Below are 22021 nucleotides of genomic sequence, written 5' to 3' on the forward strand. Positions count from 1 at the left end.
ATTATTCCTTTTCTTGTTCACTGTGCTGCTCTGTCTCCGCCGTTTTTAGCGCCTCCAGATAGACCAACGCTTTTGCCCGCAGAGACTCATCTTCAGTACGTTCATTGACAAGTTCAAAACACTGCCTGGCTTTTGCCGCCTTACGCATTAATAATTGACACTGCCCGGTAAAAAAAACGGGGCGATAATCATTTTTAAGTAACGTAAACGCTACTGCATAAAGGTCACATGCTTTCTGAAATTGTTTTTTCAGTTGGCATACCGCCGCCAGTCCCATGGTGTAATCGGGATTGTAAAAATCATAAATGCATAAGAAACGAAAGAATGTCTCAGCTTCATCCAGTCGTCCCTGGTTATAAAACTCATAAGCATGAGCATATAAACCGTCCATCATATCTTGAGGGATCCCGTGAACGTCTTTTAGCGTGGCGCCTTCACTAACGGCATCCCAAATCATTTCCGCAACACGTTCTTCGCTGACATTATTTTGATAATCCATTACTTACTCCTGTTATCTGTCACCGACTTTGTAGAACTTAACGACTGCGTTTATCTGATGCAGTTATTAAACCCCGACGGTGGTTAGTGAACATTCAAAAAACGCCCAATGAATACATCGCTACTGCTTTACGCGGCTCAATGTCGTACTTCATTTTCTTGTGGCTGAATAACGTCTTTGCCCGCGTTTTCTACCTCTTCCAGCCAAACCAGAAGACGTAAAACCTCATCAATTTCTTCCAGACTCACCAGATCATAACGGCGATGGGTTTTGAAAAGACTGCGCGCCAGTTTGATATCGACGATCACAGGTACGCCAACCTTCTCCGCATAGGCGCGGACGGCCAGTGCGCGCTGATTCGTTTCATACACCGAGATCATCGGAATCGGCATCAGTTCAGGTTTAAAATAAATCCCGATCGTAATATGCGTGGGGTTGGCAACAATCAGGCGTGAGTTTTCAATATCGGATTTCACCTGTTCAGACAGAATTTCCATATGAACTTCACGTCTTTTAGATTTAACCTCTGGGTTCCCTTCCTGCTCCTTCATTTCACGCTTCACTTCTTCCTTATCCATTTTCATATCTTTCATGGTCAGGAAATATTCCGCAATAGCATCCAATAATAAGACAATCAATGCACAAGCAAGGCAAGTTAATACCAGCGCGAGGAGAAGTTCACGCCAAATGACGGCAATACCCACAACATTGCCATTTAATTGAGAAAAGATTTCAACCTTATATTTCTTCCAACAAATGATGGCGGCCACCACAAAGGATGAGAGATACAGTAAGGTTTTGACCGTATCTTTAACCGTTCTCATACTAAAAAGTTTTTTTGCACCTTCTACCGGGTTTAACGCCGATAAATTAGGTTTTAATGCTTCTGTCGCCAGCACGAAACCGGCCTGTAATAACGCCGGTAATGCGGAACACACTAAGCAGAGCAGCATAAATGGAATCAGATATTTTAACCCTATCCCAAAAACGGCCAAACTGTAGTCAGCCATGCTCTGATCAAAATTATCCGCAATAATGATCTTAATTATCCCCATAAACTCATTAAATGAGCCATACGACACCAGATAGGCAATTCCTCCCAGCGTCAGGCAGGCGATAATGAGATCTTTACTTTTAAATGACTGGCCTTTTTTAGCGGAGTCTTCCAGCCGTTTTTTAGTCGGTTTTTCTGTTTTATTCGAGGACATGCGTCGCCCCTCGCTCGTAAAACCAACTGCTTAATCCTGTGGCCTGGAAAGAGAGTCGCAGTACATTGTCCGGTAGTACCGGAGAGAAATAAAGCAGCATAATTAAAACAGCAATACCGCTTTTTACCGTCAGTGAAATCGCAAAGGCGTTCATTTGTGGAGCAAAGCGCGACAATAAACCCAGGAATACTTCTGACAGCAACAGCACTAATACCACCGGACTGGCCAGAACCAACGCGTTTTGAGCCACCTGATTAATAAACGTTAATAGCGGCGGTAATGAAGGCGTGCACTCGTTCATCGGATCGCATAGCTGATAGCTTTTATTTAACACGTCAACCATCGTGACCAGACCGCCGTTTTGTAAATAAATGACAGCGGCAAACATATTCAGGAAATTAGCCATTTCCGAGGTATCAATGCCATTTGCCGGATCGATACTGCTACTTAGCGTTGCCCCTCGCTGGTTATCGATAATACAACCCAGCGCATGCATAACCCAAAAAGGCCATGACAGCAGACAGCCCAGCATGACGCCAACCGCCGCTTCTTGCAGAACTAACGGAATCATCGCCACCGATAAAAACGGCGGCGCCTCGTTCAATGCATGCGGCCATACTCCCAATGCCACCAGGATGATAATGGCGTTTCTCGGCGCGCCGCTTAATACCCCGCTATTCAAAAACGGCAGAAAGAAAAAAATCGGCGCCACGCGAGCAAACCCTAGTGCTGCAGACGCAACCAGGTGATGAATTTCAAAGTACAACGCGTAAAGCATTTTTTACCCCTTAGCCAACGCCAGGAATATCACCTGACGCCCGTAAGAGAGTAAAACTTCGCCATACCAGCCAGACAGTAAAAACAAGCACAAACACACGCCAAGTAATTTAATGCCAAAAGGCAGCGTCTGTTCCTGTAATTGCGTTACCGTCTGGAATAACCCTACCAGGAGGCCGATAATCGTTGCGACAATCGTCGGCCACCCTGACAGGATTAAAACAAGATAGAGCGCCTTATTACCTGCAAACACTAAATCATCCATTTAACTATCCCGTCTCGTAATGATGTCATGTTGCAATGTCCATATACTGTAATATCAATCCCTTAGACAGTAAGGTCCAGCCATCAAGCGCGACAAAAAGCACCAGCTTAATAGGCGTAGATATCGTCACCGGACTCATCATCATCATCCCCAGCGCCAGTAGCACGCTGGATACCACCAGGTCGACGACGACAAAGGGCAAATAGAGATAAAAACCAATTTTAAACGCGCTTTTTATTTCACTCAGCGCATAAGCAGGTAATAACGCAAATATTGAAGGTTTTTCAATTTCATCTTTGTCACGCTTTACCGTCTCGGTCTCTTCTCCATACTGACGCTTCAGTTGCGCGTTTTCAAAAAACTGAACTAACTCGCGATCTGAATATTTGATCAGATAATCGCGATAGCCATCCAGACCTTCATCAACGTGTTTACTTAATGACGAAATATCATTAAAGGTGACATCTTCGTCCTCAAAATAGACGTAGGCATCATGCATTATTGGCCACATAACAAACATAGAAAGCAGCAATGCGACGCCGTTAAGCGTCATATTTGAAGGTATCTGCTGCAATCCCAGGGCGTTACGCACCATGACAAATACAATAGAAAATTTAACGAAACAGGTTCCTGACGCAATAATAAATGGCAACAGGGTGGAAAATGCCAGTAAGGCAATTAATGAGATATCATTCCCCATTACCAGACTCGCTCAGCCATTCATGGATCTCAACGCCTAAGGTGTCATTCATCTGTACCAGTTCGCCATTACCCAGCAAAACACCATTCGCCATAATTTCAACGTTAAGTTCAGCATTGGTCGGCAGTGATAATAGCTGCTGCTGCCCCATGGCTTCGAGTTCGGCGAGGGTAGCGTTCTTACGATACAAAACAAATTCCAGTTTGACGGGCAATTGATTCAAGCCAGGCAGAGTTTCTGCAGTTTCAGTTGTATTATTTTCTTCTTCGATATGTTGAATATCTAACGTTTCCACAATAATTCCCCCTTCAACACGGTTGAAATGACCTAACTTTTTCGCGTAGCAATAAACTTCCGCACGGGAAGTACGAATCAGGAGTACATCTCCGATCCCGATTCGGCCCAGCAACGAACGCTGCGTATCACTGCTACCGATTACAAAGCGCAACGGCCAACGCAGCATTTTCGGCCTGCCGCCCCCGACTGCAGGCAGTTCAGGAAGATGCTCAAACCACAGGCCGCCCCGATCGCTCATAATGTGCAACAATTTCCCTTCCGGCAGCGCGCTTCCCGGCACGGGGTTCTCTACGCATAAACGCCGACAGGACAAATGCGGCACGGGCAACTCAAACGGTCGCTCTGTTGCAGCAAGCCAGGGAACGACCAGGTGCTCAGCGCCAGCAGAAACCGCCGCCCCCGCCAGAGCGGGAGAGACATGCTCAAGCCAGTCCCCAGGTTTAATCCAGGCCGACCACCGTTTTTCTGCATCGCTCAACCGAACCCACATTCCCTGTCGCGTCGGATATTCCAGCGTAGCTTCCCGGCCATGGCGCTGGCATTCTGTCGCGGTTTGCGCCAATAGCCATTCGCGACGATCAATCTGTCTCACACGCAATGACATCAGGCGTCATCCTCCTCGCCAGATTGCTGTCTGTGCTGTTGCTGCTGCGGATTTTGTTGATCGTCTCGCGTCAGGTGCCAGCGCTGGGGATTACCGTTTTGCCATTGATCATGCAAACGATGTTCAACCTGCGTATTTGACGGTATTAACGAAAACTCCCCTGCTTGCCGCGCCTGAATATTGACGGAATAGTCATTTCCCCAGCGCTGAAAACGGTAAGTCAGCGAGCTATCCTCTCCTTTCACGCCATCGGCAGTGGGAAAAATAGTCATCATCGGCTTTGATTGCGCCGCTAAAGGCATTTTTTCATCGCCGCCGGTTAATTGGCTAAGATCGGCGATAGTGGTTGGTTGCAGCGGAAGCTGAGAAACATCTTTAACCTTTTTATGATCTTTATCGTCAGGCTTACCGGTATTGGCTGCGGCCATTCGGGCAGGTGCGACATCCCGCGCCAGCGGCGCGCCCTCTTTACGAACGCCTTCGCCCGCGATGGCTTTATTATCTCCAGGCAATGCCTTGATATTATCGTCAGAGATTCCCGTGGCGTTATCGGCTACTTCACTAGCGGATTCCACGGCTTTTAAATCAGCAGATAATTTTTTACCGCTTACGCTTTCTAACGGCCTATTTTTAGACGATAGCAACGCTGCGGATTTATCTACTTTGGCCTCCGCAGAAATCAAACCGACAGATTTTTCAGCAGTGACTTTCAACAGTTTTTCAGCAATCCTGAGTTCGCCTTTTCCGTTATGATGCAGACCAGAAACGTTGCCATTGTGATGTTCTGATTTCGCTGGCGCGCCATGTCGCCATGCCGCCAGCAATACCGGTAAAGCCGTTTCTTTATGCATTACGAAAGCATCGCCATAGTCGCGATCTTTTTTATCATCGGAATATTCTGTCTTATGTTTTTCCACCGCTTTTTTTAATGCTTCTGATAAACCGCCAACCTCATCCTGCTGCGGCAGTAAAATGTTCCCGGATGAACTGACAGCTGACACATCGCCCATTAAATTATCTCCTCTGACTCGGCCTCTTCCTGCTGTATCTCTCGCTGGATATAGTGTCTTTTCTGACGGATTATCCAGCGTTGATAGTTCCCTTCTTTGCGCAACCAATATTTACTTTTTTTCTGAAACTCTTCCCTTTTCTTTTCCAGCTCGCTCCGTTTTTCCTGAATTTGTATAATCTGGAGTTCTAAATCTTTTATCTGCCGGCGAACAATAGACTGCTTACGTAATAACGTATAAATTTCCTCACGACTGAGCTGTCTGTTTTCTGCACGCAGCGTATCTAATAACAATTTCAGACCCGCTATTTGTTCAAGGATCGCCTCCTCCTCGGCCTGCAGCCCGCGGTCCTCATCCTGATAGCGAAGTAATATCGACTCACACTGTGAATGAAATACCGTACAGCGCCGCTGCAATACTTTAATTCTGGTCAGCGAATGCATTCATACCGCTCAACGTGTCATCAAAGGATGAATACTGCGCTACCGGCTGGCATAACCAGGCTTTCAGGCTATCCCGCATCTGCATCGCCCGATCGTTATCGATATTTTCGCCAGGACGATATTCTCCCAAGTCAATGAAAAGCTGGAGCTCTTCCAGACGCGTCATTAATTTACGCACGGCAGATGCCTGTTCAGCATGTTTCGGCGTCGTGACTTGTCCAAAAACGCGGCTTACGCTTTTCAGTACATCGATTGCCGGGTAATGTCCCTGCCCGGCCAGCTTTCTGCTCAGATACAGGTGACCGTCAAGGATAGAGCGAATTTCATCCGCCATCGGGTCCGCCTCTTCCTCGCTTTCCAGCAGTACCGTATAAAAGGCAGTAATGCTTCCCTCGCTGGTCGCCCCGGGGCGTTCCAGCAAGCGGGGCAAATTATCGAATACGGAGGCGGGATAACCTCGACGGGCCGGACGCTCGCCCGACGCCAGTGCCACATCTCGCAAAGCACGCGCATAACGGGTCATGGAATCGATAAAAAGCACGACCCGTTTTCCCTGGTCGCGAAAATATTCCGCTACGGTTGTCGCCAGTTGCGCCGCATTGCAGCGATCGACCGAGGGGAAATCGGAAGTGGCAAAAACCAGCACGCATTTTTCTTTCTTATGCGAAGCGCGCAACATATCCACGAATTCAGTGACCTCGCGGCCTCGTTCACCGATAAGACCGATAACAAAGACATCCGCCTCCGTTTGCTCGATCAGCATATGCATCAGCATGGTCTTACCGCATCCTGCGGAGGCAAAAATGCCCATTCGCTGGCCTACGCCACAGGTCAATAACCCGTCAATCGCGCGCACACCGGTAATCAGCGGTTCACGGACGCCAACACGCGAAGCGTAAGAAGGCGGTGCGACATCAATAACGCGTTCTTCGCTAATTGGCGCCACTTCAGGGGTAAAACGCTCAACGATTTTCCCCGTCGGATCCAACACCGCGCCTAATACCGAGTATCCCACCCACGCCGATAACGCACGTCCAGTGGGATAAAGCACGACATCGCGGCTCAGCCCCTGGGCATTGCCGATAAGGCTTAGCACGGTGCGTTCCCGCTGTAAGCCAACCACCTGCGCACGTGCAACAACCTGTTTTTGGTGCCAGCCACGGCGTATTTCACACAGTTCGCCAATGGCCACATCGCGCAATTCCGCCTCAATAATTGGGCCGGTTATTTTTTGTGGGTAGGCCAGATATTGCAGTAAACGAGGTGTTTTCATCTCATTAGCGACCGACTAAAAACTTCCAGATAGTTGTAAAACCCATTCAAGGCAGTAGAGAACTTTTCACCGTCAGATAAAAAATCCGGATGCACTAAGGCTTTAAGCGTTAGCTCCCCATTCTGCTCCCCCAGTAGTAATTGCCCGCCGCGGGCAAAATGGCATCCTTCCATTATGGTCATTAAGATTTCATAAGCCCGCTGTTGTAATACCACCATGCTGTCAGCACCCAATTGCGCCCAGATCCATACATCATCGTCCTTGACGCTGATACAGATACTTGGCAATGCAAATAAATCCAGAACAATTGTTGAATGGCTATCTATTCCTCCGATGAGTGAAGGATCGCAACCACTTACTTCCAGTGCGGAACGAACTAATTCAGCGATATCCAAATGTTGCATAGATCTTTTCCTTAATTAAGCCCTTATATTGTTTTTATAACATTCACTGACTTGCTATCTGCTATCTCACCGAAAGATAAAACCTCCAGATCTGGAAAACGACCTTCAATCATTTTCTTAATAAATCGACGGACATCGACAGACGTAAGGAGGACAAGATCTTTATGTGCAATCAATAAATCATCCAACTTAAGTGTAATGAGATCCATCAAATTAGCGGAGGCTTCCGGGTCAAGGCTGAGGAAGGTACTGCCAGAGGTCTGACGGATCCCTTTGCGAATAACATCCTCAACTTCAGCAGATACCATTACTGCTCGTAATTCGCCGCCATTGGCGAATTTATGACAAATATAACGCGCCATTGCTCCACGAATATGCTCCACAAGGTTAATGACATCTTTTTCTCTTGGCGCCCACAATGCGAGCGCTTCCATAATTAATTTCATATTACGCACGGAAACACGTTCGCTTAACAAACGCTGCAAAACTTCAGATATACGTTGTACCGTGGCATGTCTGAGCACTTCTTTAAGTAAATCAGGGAATTTCGCTTCCAGTTGGTCCAGCATATGTTTTGTTTCCTGAATACCGAAATATTCATTGACGTTGCGCGCCAGCGTCACCGCCAGACAGTGGTAAAGCTCATCAAGCGCGTTCCGCAACACATAGCCAAGCTCCCGGAGTTTCTCCCCCTCTTCATGCGTTACCCAGAAATACTGACTGCTACCTTGCTGATGGATTGTTGGATTAATGCCAAAGGAAACAACTTCATCGGAATAATTTACCACTCGCATCAAATCAAAATAGACCGTAAATTGTTCAACACGGATCTCATTAATCAACAATACGATGCTGTTATCGTCCAGACCCTCGCCATCGCGTAACAATACTTCCGGCAGGCGCACGCCATAATCAATAAAGAACTGACTACGTAGACGCTCCGCAAGTTGAGCTTTTTCCAGATCTTCACGCCGGCTCTTCGGCACAAGTAATATCAACGGTACGGTCTCTGTAGAGACTTTATCGAGATCGCCAATCAGTCCCAACGACGACCCTTCTTTTTCCTCAATACTGAGCGGCTGCTCGCCTTTGCTGGTTTTAGGTTTGGCGGCGCTACGTTTTGCTTCACGGAATTTAAAATAGAAGAGTACGCTTAAAACCACCGATAAAATAACAAATACCGGCAGCGGGAATCCCGGCAGAGTTCCCATTGAAATGGTCAAAATAGCCGTAACAACCAATACAAATGGGTTGTTCAACAGCTGCGTCATGATATTCCGCCCCATATTATCGCTATCGCCATTTACGCGAGTCACGATAAAACCGGCACTAATCGCAATCAACAATGCGGGGATCTGGGCGACAAGACCATCACCAATGGTCAGCATGGTATAAGTAGACAGAGCGGAGGACAAATCCATACCATGGCGGGTCATCCCCACCGAAATACCGCCAATAAAGTTCACAAAGATAATAATGATGCCGGCAATAGCGTCACCTTTGATAAACTTCATCGCACCGTCAAAGGAACCGTAAAGCTGGCTTTCCCTTTCCAGTACACTTCGCCGTTCGCGCGCGGCATCCGCATCAATAATACCGGCCTTCAAATCGGCATCAATACTCATCTGTTTACCGGGCATACCATCCAGAGAAAATCGGGCCGCGACTTCCGCGACGCGTTCTGAACCTTTGGTAATAACGATAAACTGGACCACGGTGACAATAGAGAAGACAACAAAACCCACCGCCAGGCTATCGCCAATAACGAATTGCCCGAACGTGGCGATAATTTCACCGGCATCGGCTTCAATCAAGATAAGACGGCTGGTACTGATCGATAATGCCAGACGAAAGAGCGTGGTAATTAACAGTACCGCAGGAAACGTTGAAAAACTGAGGATTCTGTCAATGTAGAACGACCCCATAAACACCAATATCGCCAGTACGATATTCAGTGCGATCAGGAAATCAACCAGATAGGTAGGTAATGGAATGACGAACATAGAAATGATCATCACCATTAGTACCAGAATCAGTAATTCAGGTCGTAAACGAGCACTGTTAAGTAGAGAAAGCAGCACTATAGGTATCCTGTTAATATTAAATTAAGACAGCTTTTCAATAGTACGACGCTGTTCTGCCATTTCATGCTTGTAGGCAATATCGGTCATACTACGTAACGCCATTAACAATTCTTCCTGCCAATATTCTTCATAAAAGAGTGAAGAGGGTATGGCTTTACATACTTGATAAAATATCTGCAAAAAGGATGCATGTTCTTTATGACTAAGCAATAACGCATTCAAACCTATAATATCGGCTAACAGCGAATCCACTTCATGTGGCTGTTGCAATAGCGAAAGCATCAGTAGTAGCCACGACGACTCCTCCGCATTAAACGCTTTGGTAAACGAATACGATAACAACGTACTCACAAACAGTAGATCAGCGGAGCGCAACATTTTAAGTTGCGTCAGACGTCGTAAAAGCTGGCCAAACTCCAGACGCGAACAGCTGGCGTCATTCGCGTCAATATCGGTTAATAGCGAACCCTCGATAAAATCCAGTACCACCAGTCGACGTTGATAGCCATAACTGGCTATCCAGTCAGAGTAAATCTCCACTTCATGTGATTCACTCTGGATAAATTGCCGATAGCTGGCGCGCAATAAGCCTGGTTTTAACGATAATGTTTTCCCAAAAAGCCGGGCCTTCAACGCACAATTAATCCCTGCCTTGAGGGTCTTCGGATCGGTTTGCTCTTCAACGTGCTTAAGTAACGACTCCAGCTTTTTCCGCACGATCTCTTCCAGGTCTTTACGACGAAGCAATTCGCGTAACACAAGGACTAAATCACTGGGGTCAGGAAATAAGCTACGCGCCTGACGTAAAAAATCTTCTAACGCGCCGCCATGTACGCTAATTAGCTTTAATATTTGCTTCGCCTTCGGTAAAGCCTCATCCTCCAGCACGCGTTCAAAACTGTTAGATAAATTACTGGATTTTTTTTCATAATCGCGACGGTTACGAAATTGCGCCAGCGCCGCTGACATTTCGTCCGTCGACTGGACAAATTTTTGTACTTCCGCCCCTGGAGACGAATCCTCTGCGGCCTGTTGTATTTCCGCCTGTTGCGCATCAGTATGCTGGGTCGCATCCTGATGAGATGCCTGCCGGGACAATATTCTGGAAAATGAAATACCAGAGGTTGAGCCAGGAATCATTTAATTACCTCCTGACCTCTATCCAGATAAACACGAACCCATTTCTGTAACTTATCGTCCCCACTCCAGGCACCGCTTTGCTTCAGAATATTGTTTACCGATTCGCTGGCATCCGGCGTTAACGGGTCGACAATTTCTTTTGGTTCAATCATGAACACACGAACAACATTACTTTTATTCTTACTGGAATAACGGAACAGGCTACCAATAAGCGGTAATTTGCCTAAAAACGGAATACTTTGGACAGTATCGGTATTTGCATCCCGTGTATAACCACCGACCAGCAAACTTTTTCCGTGCGGAACTCTTGCAATAGTGCTAATTAACGTTCGCCCGACTTCGGGTAACGCATCTACGGAGGTGGTAGTATCGGATTGCGGCGTCTTATCGTTGCCATCTTCAATGTCCAGCGACATTTCTATCTGACCATCTGCGGAAAAACGGGGCAGCACTCGGATCATTGTTCCGTATGTTACATGCTCAAGCGCCACATTACGTTCCCCAATCAGCTTGGTGTAAAACGTTCTGTTGTTATCAAAAATAGCGGGAACATTTTCCTGAGTCAGTAATACCGGGCGCGAAACCACCGTCGCCTGTTTCTTCTCTTCTAACGCATTGACCGCGGCGATGAATCGACTGCCATCGAGGGTACTTATTGAAGACTGGTTTAATGACACGCCAAGTTTGTCCCCAATAGTAATGCTGCCGCTCCATGAAGTGCCCAAACGCTCCAGATCGCTTTTATTAAGATCGACAATCCACAGGGATAATTCTACGTGACGTTTGGCGACATCCAGCGCTTTAACCAGCATTTCGATAAAATGCACCTGCTCAGCCGTTCCCTTTACTAACAAACTGTTGGTATCCGGATAGGCCACGATTTTAATATTGCCCGCCGCGGCATTTTGCTTTAAGGCTTCCTGCAGACTCATGCCACCGGCATAATTTGCTGCTTTACCTTTTTCTCCATTCGCTGAAAATGCTGGCATCGCCGGGGGTTCGCTACTGACAATATTACCTAAGGGTTGCTCTTCTCCCTGCAATAACCTTTCAATGGCCGTAGCAATACCGGGAATAACCATTTTCTGATCGCGCAGATTGTAGGTACGATCGCCCACGAAGGTATTGTTCAGACGCATCACCCCTATTTTCTGGCGTCCCAGCTCAATACCATCGTTTTGCTTGTCCATCATGGTGGCGGCGTTGACCACCATATCAACATAGACGGGTGGCCCTGAAACATAGAATGTTCCTTTACGGTTATCGCCACGTAGCGGGTAATTTTTGTTATATAAACCTGAGCGTTTTAGAAAATTGTTGAACTCACTGAGTGAGACGTTGCGTAAAGAAACCACGGCATTGCGCATTTCACTGGCGTCATAAATATAGATAGCCTGCCCATCGAAATACCAAATCAGCCCCAGTTGTAGGGAAAGCTTCTCCAGTAATGCGTTAGGATCGTGAAACTCAAAGTTGCCCGTAATTTTTTTTCGTGCCGCCATTTTGCTAACAATGACAGGCTCCTTTAGCTGTAGCGCCATGGCATCGAAAAATGTCCGCAGGCTATCGTCTTTCGCAACAAACCCACTTCCCGTTACAGGTATTTTTTCACTAGAATAACCAGGTGCAACCAGAACAAGCGCGGCACATGCCAGCACTCTGGCCAAAAGAATATGTGTCTTCATTTGTCTGCCAATTGAATAATATTTGATAATTTCCGCGGCGAAACGCCGATCAGCTCTTTGATCTCACTAGAAAAATGTGAAGGCGATGAGTAACCATGATTAACGGCTAATTGGGTGATGTTCTCGTGGCCTTCTACACTATTCAGCAGCGATTGCGCCATACGCCAGTTTCGTAATTCACTCTTCGCTTTTCCGCCCAACGCTCTGCTGCACAAACGACGAAAATGGGTATAAGAAACGCCATAGTCTTCTCCCAGCATTCTCATCGTGTTGCCGCTGGTTGACTGAGCGAGTAAATAGCCAACCAACCAGTAACTCTCGCTTTTTCGTAACAGCGCCAGTACCTTATTGAAGGCCGGAGAAGGCGTAATAATTTGCTGCAAAAACCAGTACTCGCAGCGTTTACGATCTTGCCAAATAGCGCGAAACTCAGGACTCAGCAAAACCCATTTATCGGATTCAGCATATGTCGTGTCCACTAATCCTGCGCCATCGATAAATGCCAGTAATTTGCTGAGTACTTCAATTTTTAACGGTCGAAAAACCAGGTCTCCTGATACTGGTGCGACAACGGCCTGCTCGCAAAAAAGCAGCGCGCCTTCCTGAATCAGGCAGTTTTCATTGTGTCGGCTTTCAGAAAATGACATATGCAGCTTTTGCGCGGAACACGTCTGTATAAACCATGCTTCCGGGCTGCGGATTTTCCGCTTCTCTCCTTCTTTAAGTACTTCCTGCGTATTTAGCATAGTTGTCAGCACCAGTTAAAAATCATTTTAATATGTAAACAATACCGGGAGCGAGTGGCAAAATCCTGATGCAATCATTATGAAACTGATGCCACCCGCTAATTAAATTGGCCCACTTGCACAGCGCTTGATAATTTAAAATAGAAAATCAGCTCATAGTGTATAAATTCTGGCTTATTATTCTGCAGCAGCAAAAAATCAAATATTGTCATCGGGATGAAGAATTAATTATTTATATCAGAAGTTTTTTTTGCTAGCATTCCTGAAACGCATTCGCCCCCTTATCACTATTGTCAGATAACGTTCTGACGGTTGTGTAAAAACATTGTGCCTCATTCTTCTGTAGTTGGAGTTAATATGAAAAAATTTTATAGCTGTCTTCCTGTCTTTTTACTGATTGGCTGTGCCCAGGTGCCCCTCCCTTCCTCCGTGAGCAAACCGGTACAGCAACCTGGCGCTCAGAAAGAGCAACTGGCCAACGCAAATAGTATTGATGAGTGTCAGTCTCTTCCGTATGTGCCGTCAGACCTTGCGAAGAATAAATCATTATCAAACCAGAACGCTGATAATTCCGCATCAAAAAATAGCGCAATCAGCTCAAGCATTTTTTGCGAAAAATATAAACAAACCAAAGAACAGGCGCTCACCTTCTTCCAGGAACATCCACAATACATGCGTTCGAAAGAAGATGAAGAGCAACTCATGACCGAATTTAAAAAAGTTTTACTTGAACCCGGAAGTAAGAATTTAAGCATATATCAGACGTTACTTACTGCCCATGAAAGACTGCAAGCCTTATAAGGCCATATCACAGTTGGCTGAACTCATCATGATATAATTAAGACCATATTTTGCATTGCCACTTAATATCAATATAATTATTATAGCTATGGTCACTTTTACGGTTGGCCATTTGTCTCTTACGTTGCATTTATCAATCTGCTTTTTGATACAGCAGCACCTCGCTGCTGCTTTTTTTATTTGCGATAAAGAACTGCCTCCCAGACTCGGGAAAATAGCCGAAACTTATACTGACAAACTATCGTCTCGTATATCGCGGTAAACTGACATCCCCCTCTTGCCCCACATGTTGGCATTCTTACGATACCCTATCCACTTTTCGCGGATAACGTTCTTTTGATCTTACCCAGCAATAGTGGACACGCAACTAAGTGAGTAAACGCTCAAGCAAGAGGTGACTCACATGACAAAACCAGCATCAACCACCAAAAGCTACGCAAGTAGCACACGCCTGAATTTCGTCAGGAACCCCTGAAACTGGCGGAACGCATTGGGGTGGCCGCTGCCACCAGCGAGCTTAACCTGTATAAATCACAGATCTACAGCTGGCGAAACTCAGCTCTCTTCTTCTGAACGTGAGCAGGAGATGTCCGCCGCTTAGGGTTGTGTCCATACTACGCGGGTAGGATCAATCAACCAGTTACGGCAAAAAAGAGAATCATGAATATATTTAGCAAACTCCCTGATGATACGTAATCAGTGAGATTAAAATAATGCAATCGCGATAAACCGAAGTTAATCCCCTGTTTAAAGACAGTGAACGACCTTCTTGTCATGTCTGGATTATACCAGCCTCACTTGTACGCCTTGAAAGCGTACAGATATGTATTATAATTGTACATATTGTTCATAAACAGGAGGATAAAAACCATGCCTCAGATAGCTATAGAATCTAACGAAAGGCTGTCGTTGCGTGTATCGACGGATGCCAAAAAGTTGATAGTCCGCGCTGCGGCAATCCAGCAAACCAACCTGACGGATTTTGTGGTCAGTAACGTACTACCTGTCGCACAGAAGATTGTTGATGCCGCCGAACGGGTATATCTGACGGAACGTGATACTCAAATGATCATGGAAATTTTAGATAACCCGCCAGCGCCGAATGAAAAGCTTCTTGCCGCTGCTTTCGCCCTGCCGGACATGAAGAAATGATGTTTACAGACTGGCATGAGGCCGCGATAGGGAAAACCCACAATCGAATGAATTTTGATTGTGGGGATGCCGATCTGAACCAATTCCTGCAACGCCATGCACGACAAAATCATGAGAAAGGGACAACGAAAACCTATGTTGCGCTTGATAATTCGGATGTTACACGTATCCACGGCTTTTACTCAGTCAGTCCTGCATCACTGATATATGCACAGGTTCCCGGCGCAATCAGCAAAGGATTAGGGAGATACGATGTGCCAGTGTTTCGTCTGGGTCGTTTAGCCGTAGACAAATCTATGCAGGGGCAAGGGCTGGGAGCACAACTTTTGTTATCTGCCGGAAAGCGTTGCATACAGGCGGCTTTGCAGGTCGGTGGCGTAGCCCTGCTTATTGATGCCAAAAATAAACAGGTCTGCGACTGGTACAAAGGATTTGGCGCAGTACCATTAAACGATCAACCCCTTTCCTTGTTGCTGTCGTTTAAAACGCTTTATGCTGCTTTATCTGCATCTGGTAGGTTATGACAACATGAGGCTTTATTGAATAATTCAGAATCGGCCAACGATAAGGATACAGGACTCCCACCGGAGCACTCGTTATACGAGCCTGACGCTGGTCGGCATTGCCAACATTGCCAACAACGTCATCCGGTTCAGCGCTTTGGCCATCGCTTCACCCACCTGCGCGTCATAGTTCCGCAGGCTCAGATGACCGCCCAGCAAGGTTTTGATACGGAACATGACCGTTTCCGCTACTGAACGACGGTGATAGCCCACTTTCTTTTTCCAGACCTCATTGCTGCCGCTCAGATGTTGATTTTAAACTTTTGCTTTGCCATGGGGACCCGATGCTGAAACGACAGTAACGATCAGATCCGCCAATCTCTTGTAAGTTCGATTTATTCAACAAAGCCCCTTCGGGATAGAGCTTCCGCTGAGTGGGAAAGTATGCCTTTGCAATTAATCAGTAAAGTGTTGCGCGAGAAATAGTGCATCTTTCAAGCACATCGTCTACTTTAATTAACCGATTCATAAAATATATATTATCCGTTCATTTCTAGCTTGTAGGTTATTTTAATAACTGCGTATTTTAAACAATAAAAATTAATATCACCCTACTTCTTTGTTATAATACCAGCCTCCAAAATTGTGCTATAGGAACATCATGGAATTAATTCGTTATGCTGACATCAACAGCGATCTCTATCGCCACATTTGGGTCGTTGGTGATATTCATGGATGTTACTCCTTATTGTTAACCAGACTGGCTCAATTACATTTCTCTCCTGATACCGATCTCTTGATCTCCACTGGAGATAACATTGATCGAGGAAAAGAAAACCTTGAAACACTGAGACTGTTAAATACCTCATGGTTTATTTCTGTAGTGGGTAATCATGAAGCTATGGCGCTTGACGCTTTTGAAACACAGGATGGCAATTTCTGGTATGTAAACGGTGGTTACTGGTACGACTCGGTCACCGAAAAAGACAGGCAAGAAGCCACTGAACTATTACTAACTTTTAAGCAGCGTCCTCACATCATAGAGGTTGAAACGTCCTCAAAGAAGTACGTGATTGCCCATGCCGATTATCCAGATGACAGCTACGATTATGGGAAGCAAGTTGATATTGATAGCGTTCTATGGTCACGCGATCGTCTGCTTGGTTCGTTACAGGGGAATATCCATCCAATACGCGGTGCGGATACTTTTATCTTCGGCCATATGATTGTTGACTACACAACAACATTCGCCAATCAAATCTACATTGACACCGGTTCTTTCTGTTCAGGCAATCTGTCTTTTTTTAAAATAAAGTAATCTGGAAATAGAATTATATAATATTAACCCTCCCTGCATTATGGGCAATGACATAGCCTTCAATAAGTACCATTGCCCATTCGTAATAGCGTCTAAATTTCGCGTTTTTCTGCCCATTTCAGCATTAAGATCGCAGGCCAAAAAAACGAAGCCGTAATCAGACGCAGGTAGTTACCCGATCGCCTGAGACGAGTAAAGATCGCACATCTCAAGATACCTATCGGAAGAAAGCGCAATAACCGTGGTGGCGAAATGGATCGGCTTGCCTTCATGCAACACAATCTTGATTACAGTCTCGAGTTTGGAAGCATCCGTTTCCCTCTTAATTTTGTTGGGATTTCTCTTTGTTGCGAGCATGGTCTGAACTAATTGCCTGGCTACTTGCCTTGTTTCGTCAATATTTGGAAAATCGAACACATTTCCAACTTTTACTTTCAAGACAGAACTTGGCTTCCTACCCTCACTGACATTACGATCTGACGAGGCTACTCTTCGCTGGATTACGTAGATTTTTTTCGTCAAACTGGCTTTTACCCCGAAACCAGCAGGAGCTTCTCTGTGGTCATCGAAAACAATGTAGAGTTTTTGAGCTGGGTTAGCTTCGAAAACGATTTTTCCAGAGCGACTGAGTGCAGGCTTAACATTGATACTTAACTTGTTGATAATGAAAGGCTGGCTGAGAGTTGTTTTCAAAGTATCACCCCTGTTGTAGTCCAGGAATGATGAGAATGTAACCTGTCACATTTTAGGCTACAGGTGAGCTACAAATTTATGGGTTTATGTGAGTTTATAAGGGTTTTACCCGTGGCCACATGAGCACTTGAAAGAATAAAAAAACGAGTAAAATCAATATGAATGAGTCATTTGATAAGGACTTCTCCAACCACACCCCGATGATGCAGCAGTATCTCAAGCTGAAAGCCCAGCATCCGGAGATCCTGCTCTTTTATCGTATGGGAGACTTTTACGAGCTGTTTTATGACGACGCAAAGCGTGCGTCGCAGTTGCTCGATATTTCGCTGACCAAACGCGGCGCATCGGCTGGCGAACCTATCCCTATGGCGGGTATCCCGCACCACGCCGTAGAAAACTACCTCGCGAAACTGGTCAATCAGGGCGAATCCGTCGCTATTTGCGAACAGATTGGCGATCCGGCCACCAGCAAAGGTCCCGTTGAACGTAAGGTCGTGCGTATCGTTACGCCTGGCACTATCAGTGATGAAGCCCTGCTACAGGAGCGTCAGGATAACCTGCTGGCGGCTATCTGGCAGGATGGTAAAGGCTACGGTTACGCCACGCTGGATATCAGCTCCGGGCGCTTTCGTCTGAGCGAACCCGCCGACCGTGAAACGATGGCCGCAGAGCTGCAGCGCACCAATCCCGCCGAACTATTGTATGCCGAAGATTTTGCTGAAATGGCGTTAATAGAAGGACGTCGGGGTCTACGCCGTCGCCCGTTGTGGGAGTTTGAGATTGATACCGCCCGCCAGCAGTTAAATCTGCAATTCGGTACGCGGGATCTGGTTGGTTTCGGCGTCGAAAATGCCTCGCGTGGATTATGTGCGGCAGGCTGCCTGTTACAGTACGTAAAAGATACCCAGCGCACCTCCCTGCCGCATATTCGTTCCATTACGATGGAACGCCAGCAGGACAGCATCATTATGGATGCCGCGACCCGCCGCAATCTGGAAATTACCCAGAACCTGGCCGGCGGTGTCGAAAATACCCTCGCCGCGGTGCTTGACTGTACCGTGACGCCAATGGGTAGCCGAATGCTTAAACGCTGGCTGCATATGCCGGTACGAAATACCGACATATTGCGTGAACGCCAGCAGACCATCGGCGCCTTGCAGGACACCGTCAGCGAACTGCAACCGGTGCTGCGTCAGGTCGGCGATCTGGAGCGCATCCTTGCGCGTCTGGCGCTGCGCACCGCGCGTCCGCGCGATCTCGCCCGAATGCGTCACGCCTTCCAGCAACTGCCGGAATTGCACGCTCAGCTTGAAACCGTTGACAGCGCGCCGGTACAGGCGTTGCGTAAAAAAATGGGCGATTTCGCCGAGCTGCGCGACCTCCTGGAACGCGCCATTATTGACGCGCCGCCGGTACTGGTCCGCGACGGCGGCGTTATTGCACCCGGCTACCATGAAGAGCTGGACGAATGGCGCGCGCTGGCGGACGGCGCCACCGATTATCTCGATCGTCTGGAAATTCGCGAACGCGAGCGTACCGGGCTGGATACGCTGAAAGTCGGCTATAACGCGGTACATGGTTATTACATTCAGATTAGCCGTGGTCAAAGCCATCTGGCGCCCATCAATTATGTGCGTCGCCAGACGCTGAAAAATGCCGAACGCTACATTATTCCTGAGCTTAAAGAGTACGAAGATAAAGTTCTGACCTCGAAAGGCAAAGCGCTGGCGCTGGAAAAACAGCTATATGACGAATTGTTTGATCTGCTGTTGCCACATCTGGCCGATTTACAGCAGAGCGCCAACGCGCTGGCGGAACTGGATGTGCTGATTAACCTGGCCGAACGCGCCTGGACGCTGAATTACACCTGCCCAACATTTACCGATAAACCCGGTATCCGTATTACCGAAGGTCGCCACCCGGTGGTTGAACAGGTACTGAATGAGCCGTTTATCGCTAACCCGCTCAATCTGTCGCCGCAGCGCCGGATGTTGATCATTACCGGCCCCAATATGGGCGGTAAAAGTACCTATATGCGGCAAACGGCATTGATCGCCCTGCTGGCCTATATCGGCAGTTACGTTCCGGCGCAAAACGTGGAAATCGGCCCCATCGACCGTATTTTTACCCGCGTCGGCGCAGCGGACGACCTGGCCTCCGGGCGTTCGACCTTTATGGTGGAGATGACCGAAACCGCGAACATTCTGCATAATGCCACGGAAAACAGTCTGGTATTGATGGATGAAATCGGGCGCGGTACCTCCACGTATGACGGGCTGTCGTTGGCCTGGGCCTGCGCGGAGAATCTCGCGAATAAGATTAAAGCGTTAACGCTGTTCGCTACCCACTACTTCGAGCTGACCCAATTACCGGAGAAAATGGAAGGCGTGGCAAACGTCCACCTGGATGCGCTGGAACACGGCGATACTATCGCGTTTATGCACAGCGTGCAGGACGGCGCGGCAAGTAAGAGCTATGGCCTGGCGGTCGCGGCGCTTGCGGGCGTCCCTAAAGAAGTCATCAAACGCGCGCGCCAAAAACTCCGCGAGCTGGAAAGCATCTCGCCCAATGCGGCGGCAACGCAGGTGGACGGCACGCAAATGTCGTTGCTTGCCGCCCCGGAGGAGACATCGCCTGCCGTTGAAGCGCTGGAGAATCTCGATCCGGACTCCCTGACGCCACGCCAGGCGCTGGAGTGGATCTATCGGCTGAAAAGTCTGGTGTAAACGTGTCAGACCCGATAGCGCCGCGCTATCGGGTCTGCGCGCAGGAACAGGCTTTTCAGGCTGTGACTGTTGTTTCGTGTAAATGACGCCAGACTATCCGTCCTCTTTCGCTTTTTAAAATGACCGTCGACCAGCGTACCGTCTCAGCCTGGCCCGGCAGTTGCTGGCGCTCACGATAACGCAGCGCGGCGCCTTCCGGCCACTCCGCCACAAGGTCAATGTGCTCAACCACGATAACCAGCCCCGGGCGACACCCGCGCTGCGCCTGGAAAAAAGCGCCGAGCGCCGGATAATCCAGACAAACACCGCCTGGCGTTATCATCGTAAAATCAACAGCAAAACGCGCTATCAACGCCTCCAGGCTACCCACCCCCTTACTAAGCCAGTTCTCAATCGCCGCATGGGCGTGAATAATTTCTTCTTTATATGGATTCATGATCTTTCCTTTTTCAGGCACAGAAGCGCCTGTCTATTGTTTAGACAGACAGCGTAAATAAGGGGCAGCAGGGTGATACCGGCGGCGGCAATAAAGGTCCAGCGATAAGCAACCTCAAGCGACATAACGCGCTGGAGCGCATTTAATAGCAGCGTCAACAGCGTCGCGCCAAGGAAAAAGCTGATCTGACGATTAAGATTCCATAGCGCGCTGGCGTCAGGCATGTCCCGGCGAGCAATAGTCAGGAAAGCGCCACTCTGCGCGGTACTGCTGCACAAACTGCCGCCAGCGCCCATTAAGGCGAATATCATCATCAGTACACGGTGCGATGTCGCAGGCGTAACGTTAGTTAAAAGCAGTATCCCTGCGGCCTGAAGAAGACAGCCGACGATAATCAGCGGACGCGGCCCAAGCCGATTGAAGTAACGTCCGGTAAGCATAATGGCGACAAATGAAGCGATCGACCAGGGGATCATCAGCGACCCCGCCGCCGCAGGCGATAGCTGCGCGACGTTCTGTAGATAAAACATCCCGACCACGCTGATACCAATGAACATACCCGGCACACACAGATAGACGATCATGGCAAAACGCAGCAGCCTGTCCGTCAACAACGGCAGATGGAGCAATCTTGCTGACGCCATTGTCGTCGACGCGGCGTTCAGCCAACAATAAGCGAGCAATAAAGTGAGAACGGCCACCGGCAGCGTGGCAAAGAATATCCAGCGCCAGCCGCACGTTTCCACCAGCAGCCCACCAATCGCAGGCGAACATGCCGGCGCCAGTAGCGCCACCATCATGACAACCGATGACACGCCAGCGCGTTCATGCGGTTCAAACTGTTGCCAGGTTAACGCCTGACCAACCGGGATCAATAAGCCACCGCCCGCCCCCTGCACAATACGCCAGAAAACAAGGCTGTGTAAGGAATCGGCAAAACCTGCGGCAGCGGCGGCAACGCTAAACAGAATGAGCGAAAATATGATCAGCCGTCGTGCGCCGAGATAACGCGAAAGAAACGCGCTAAACGGAACGATCAGCGTTAATCCTGCGATATAACCGTTACTCACCCATGCCAGCGCCGATATGGACGTATGCAGATCCACGGACATCGCAGGAAAAGCCACGCTGGCAATAAACAGATTAATCAGATCAAGAAAGAAGCCGAGCAGGTAAACCACTGCCACTTTACTGCGGTACGTCATTATGCATCCTCCGTCAGAGGCGCTAATGTAGCCGTCCGGAGAAAGCCAGATA

At 47.8% G+C, this 22021-nt stretch carries 22 protein-coding genes and 2 pseudogenes; 6 read left to right on the forward strand and 18 right to left on the reverse strand.

Features of this window, described 5'->3' with window-relative positions; all coding sequences use genetic code 11:
* Position 1 precedes the first annotated feature (1 nt).
* The 14 genes from sicA to invF form a co-directional block, all read right to left on the reverse strand.
* Positions 2-499, reverse strand: a complete 498-nt coding sequence (gene sicA / locus ACLD11_RS07225) for a SycD/LcrH family type III secretion system chaperone SicA (protein WP_000386309.1) — start codon at positions 497-499, stop codon at positions 2-4.
* A 137-nt stretch (positions 500-636) separates the two neighbouring features.
* Positions 637-1707 (reverse strand): SPI-1 type III secretion system export apparatus protein SpaS, encoded by a 1071-nt coding sequence (gene spaS, locus ACLD11_RS07230; protein ID WP_080087148.1) that lies wholly within the window; start codon positions 1705-1707, stop codon positions 637-639.
* Positions 1694-2485: an SPI-1 type III secretion system export apparatus protein SpaR gene (gene spaR / locus ACLD11_RS07235; protein WP_183058836.1), complete on the reverse strand. Its 792-nt coding sequence runs from the start codon at positions 2483-2485 to the stop codon at positions 1694-1696. The genes spaS and spaR overlap by 14 nt, the downstream gene beginning before the upstream one ends.
* A 3-nt stretch (positions 2486-2488) precedes the next feature.
* Positions 2489-2749 (reverse strand): SPI-1 type III secretion system export apparatus protein SpaQ, encoded by a 261-nt coding sequence (gene spaQ, locus ACLD11_RS07240; protein WP_000342503.1) that lies wholly within the window; start codon positions 2747-2749, stop codon positions 2489-2491.
* 25 nt (positions 2750-2774) lie between these two features.
* Complete coding sequence (gene spaP / locus ACLD11_RS07245) at positions 2775-3449, reverse strand: SPI-1 type III secretion system export apparatus protein SpaP (protein ID WP_000526016.1); 675 nt, start codon at positions 3447-3449, stop codon at positions 2775-2777.
* Positions 3439-4350: an SPI-1 type III secretion system protein SpaO gene (gene spaO / locus ACLD11_RS07250; protein WP_411014726.1), complete on the reverse strand. Its 912-nt coding sequence runs from the start codon at positions 4348-4350 to the stop codon at positions 3439-3441. Before spaO ends, spaP begins: the two co-directional genes overlap by 11 nt.
* Positions 4350-5360 carry an SPI-1 type III secretion system protein SpaN gene (gene spaN, locus ACLD11_RS07255; RefSeq protein ID WP_411014727.1) on the reverse strand — a complete coding sequence of 337 codons (1011 nt, stop codon included), beginning with the start codon at positions 5358-5360 and terminating at the stop codon, positions 4350-4352. Before spaN ends, spaO begins: the two co-directional genes overlap by 1 nt.
* A complete protein-coding gene (spaM, locus tag ACLD11_RS07260) occupies positions 5360-5803 on the reverse strand; it encodes an SPI-1 type III secretion system protein SpaM (RefSeq protein WP_000555884.1) in 444 nt (147 codons plus the stop codon). Before spaM ends, spaN begins: the two co-directional genes overlap by 1 nt.
* Positions 5781-7076, reverse strand: a complete 1296-nt coding sequence (gene invC / locus ACLD11_RS07265) for a SctN family type III secretion system ATPase InvC (RefSeq protein ID WP_183057800.1) — start codon at positions 7074-7076, stop codon at positions 5781-5783. Before invC ends, spaM begins: the two co-directional genes overlap by 23 nt.
* On the reverse strand, positions 7073-7480 hold the full coding sequence (gene spaK, locus ACLD11_RS07270) for an SPI-1 type III secretion system chaperone SpaK (protein WP_001164066.1): 408 nt from the start codon (positions 7478-7480) through the stop codon (positions 7073-7075). The genes invC and spaK overlap by 4 nt, the downstream gene beginning before the upstream one ends.
* 23 nt (positions 7481-7503) lie before the next feature.
* The gene (gene invA, locus ACLD11_RS07275; protein WP_000927219.1) at positions 7504-9561 is read right to left on the reverse strand and encodes a type III secretion system export apparatus protein InvA; all 2058 of its coding nucleotides are present in this window, start codon (positions 9559-9561) and stop codon (positions 7504-7506) included.
* A gap of 24 nt (positions 9562-9585) precedes the next feature.
* On the reverse strand, positions 9586-10704 hold the full coding sequence (gene invE, locus ACLD11_RS07280) for a type III secretion system gatekeeper InvE (protein ID WP_000612166.1): 1119 nt from the start codon (positions 10702-10704) through the stop codon (positions 9586-9588).
* Positions 10701-12389: a type III secretion system outer membrane ring protein InvG gene (invG, locus tag ACLD11_RS07285; protein ID WP_411014728.1), complete on the reverse strand. Its 1689-nt coding sequence runs from the start codon at positions 12387-12389 to the stop codon at positions 10701-10703. The genes invE and invG overlap by 4 nt, the downstream gene beginning before the upstream one ends.
* On the reverse strand, positions 12386-13036 hold the full coding sequence (invF, locus tag ACLD11_RS07290; RefSeq protein ID WP_001674874.1) for a type III secretion system transcriptional activator InvF: 651 nt from the start codon (positions 13034-13036) through the stop codon (positions 12386-12388). Before invF ends, invG begins: the two co-directional genes overlap by 4 nt.
* Positions 13037-13492: 456 nt before the next feature.
* Between invF and invH the strand changes: the two genes are divergently transcribed.
* From invH to ACLD11_RS07310, 4 genes and pseudogenes are all read left to right on the forward strand, one after another.
* Positions 13493-13936, forward strand: coding sequence for an SPI-1 type III secretion system invasion lipoprotein InvH (gene invH / locus ACLD11_RS07295; RefSeq protein WP_000715100.1), 444 nt, complete (start codon positions 13493-13495; stop codon positions 13934-13936).
* A 403-nt stretch (positions 13937-14339) separates the two neighbouring features.
* Positions 14340-14528: pseudogene (locus tag ACLD11_RS07300) on the forward strand (IS3 family transposase); the annotation flags it as partial.
* 269 nt (positions 14529-14797) lie between these two features.
* A complete protein-coding gene (locus ACLD11_RS07305) occupies positions 14798-15088 on the forward strand; it encodes a DUF1778 domain-containing protein (protein ID WP_000855694.1) in 291 nt (96 codons plus the stop codon).
* A complete protein-coding gene (locus tag ACLD11_RS07310) occupies positions 15085-15612 on the forward strand; it encodes a GNAT family N-acetyltransferase (protein WP_000971655.1) in 528 nt (175 codons plus the stop codon). Before ACLD11_RS07305 ends, ACLD11_RS07310 begins: the two co-directional genes overlap by 4 nt.
* 72 nt (positions 15613-15684) lie before the next feature.
* Here ACLD11_RS07310 and ACLD11_RS07315 read toward each other — a convergent pair.
* Positions 15685-15903 (reverse strand): annotated as a pseudogene (locus ACLD11_RS07315) (IS5/IS1182 family transposase); the annotation flags it as partial.
* Between the two features lie 349 nt (positions 15904-16252).
* Between ACLD11_RS07315 and pphB the strand changes: the two are divergent.
* Positions 16253-16909 (forward strand): protein-serine/threonine phosphatase, encoded by a 657-nt coding sequence (gene pphB / locus ACLD11_RS07320; protein ID WP_000420449.1) that lies wholly within the window; start codon positions 16253-16255, stop codon positions 16907-16909.
* 171 nt (positions 16910-17080) lie between these two features.
* Here the strand turns inward: pphB and ACLD11_RS07325 are convergent, their stop codons facing one another.
* Positions 17081-17602, reverse strand: coding sequence for a cytoplasmic protein (locus ACLD11_RS07325; protein WP_411011717.1), 522 nt, complete (start codon positions 17600-17602; stop codon positions 17081-17083).
* A 158-nt stretch (positions 17603-17760) separates the two neighbouring features.
* On the opposite strand from ACLD11_RS07325, the gene mutS reads away from it, so the two are divergent.
* Positions 17761-20328 (forward strand): DNA mismatch repair protein MutS, encoded by a 2568-nt coding sequence (mutS, locus tag ACLD11_RS07330; protein ID WP_023195210.1) that lies wholly within the window; start codon positions 17761-17763, stop codon positions 20326-20328.
* Positions 20329-20383: 55 nt separating this feature from the next.
* Here the strand turns inward: mutS and ACLD11_RS07335 are convergent, their stop codons facing one another.
* Both ACLD11_RS07335 and ACLD11_RS07340 read right to left on the reverse strand, forming a co-directional pair.
* Entirely contained in the window at positions 20384-20764 is a 381-nt protein-coding gene (locus ACLD11_RS07335) for a DUF4440 domain-containing protein (protein WP_411011716.1), read from the reverse strand.
* Complete coding sequence (locus ACLD11_RS07340) at positions 20761-21969, reverse strand: MFS transporter (RefSeq protein ID WP_000222391.1); 1209 nt, start codon at positions 21967-21969, stop codon at positions 20761-20763. The genes ACLD11_RS07335 and ACLD11_RS07340 overlap by 4 nt, the downstream gene beginning before the upstream one ends.
* Between the last annotated feature and the right edge of the window lie 52 nt (positions 21970-22021).

It is taken from the genome of Salmonella sp. 741265116_PST (assembly GCF_046567715.1).
In the GTDB taxonomy this organism is placed as follows: Bacteria; Pseudomonadota; Gammaproteobacteria; order Enterobacterales; family Enterobacteriaceae; genus Salmonella; species Salmonella enterica.

Coding starts and splice junctions, on each gene's coding strand:
- spaO (WP_411014726.1), bottom strand. CDS start 4,350: ATGTCATTGCGTGTGAGACAGATTGATCGTCGCGAATGGCTATTGGCG.
- mutS (WP_023195210.1), top strand. CDS start 17,761: ATGAATGAGTCATTTGATAAGGACTTCTCCAACCACACCCCGATGATG.
- ACLD11_RS07335 (WP_411011716.1), bottom strand. CDS start 20,764: ATGAATCCATATAAAGAAGAAATTATTCACGCCCATGCGGCGATTGAG.
- invE (WP_000612166.1), bottom strand. CDS start 10,704: ATGATTCCTGGCTCAACCTCTGGTATTTCATTTTCCAGAATATTGTCC.
- invG (WP_411014728.1), bottom strand. CDS start 12,389: ATGAAGACACATATTCTTTTGGCCAGAGTGCTGGCATGTGCCGCGCTT.
- spaN (WP_411014727.1), bottom strand. CDS start 5,360: ATGGGCGATGTGTCAGCTGTCAGTTCATCCGGGAACATTTTACTGCCG.
- ACLD11_RS07310 (WP_000971655.1), top strand. CDS start 15,085: ATGATGTTTACAGACTGGCATGAGGCCGCGATAGGGAAAACCCACAAT.
- invF (WP_001674874.1), bottom strand. CDS start 13,036: ATGTCATTTTCTGAAAGCCGACACAATGAAAACTGCCTGATTCAGGAA.
- spaR (WP_183058836.1), bottom strand. CDS start 2,485: ATGCTTTACGCGTTGTACTTTGAAATTCATCACCTGGTTGCGTCTGCA.
- pphB (WP_000420449.1), top strand. CDS start 16,253: ATGGAATTAATTCGTTATGCTGACATCAACAGCGATCTCTATCGCCAC.
- invC (WP_183057800.1), bottom strand. CDS start 7,076: ATGAAAACACCTCGTTTACTGCAATATCTGGCCTACCCACAAAAAATA.
- ACLD11_RS07340 (WP_000222391.1), bottom strand. CDS start 21,969: ATGACGTACCGCAGTAAAGTGGCAGTGGTTTACCTGCTCGGCTTCTTT.
- spaK (WP_001164066.1), bottom strand. CDS start 7,480: ATGCAACATTTGGATATCGCTGAATTAGTTCGTTCCGCACTGGAAGTA.
- spaP (WP_000526016.1), bottom strand. CDS start 3,449: ATGGGGAATGATATCTCATTAATTGCCTTACTGGCATTTTCCACCCTG.
- spaM (WP_000555884.1), bottom strand. CDS start 5,803: ATGCATTCGCTGACCAGAATTAAAGTATTGCAGCGGCGCTGTACGGTA.
- sicA (WP_000386309.1), bottom strand. CDS start 499: ATGGATTATCAAAATAATGTCAGCGAAGAACGTGTTGCGGAAATGATT.
- invH (WP_000715100.1), top strand. CDS start 13,493: ATGAAAAAATTTTATAGCTGTCTTCCTGTCTTTTTACTGATTGGCTGT.
- spaS (WP_080087148.1), bottom strand. CDS start 1,707: ATGTCCTCGAATAAAACAGAAAAACCGACTAAAAAACGGCTGGAAGAC.
- spaQ (WP_000342503.1), bottom strand. CDS start 2,749: ATGGATGATTTAGTGTTTGCAGGTAATAAGGCGCTCTATCTTGTTTTA.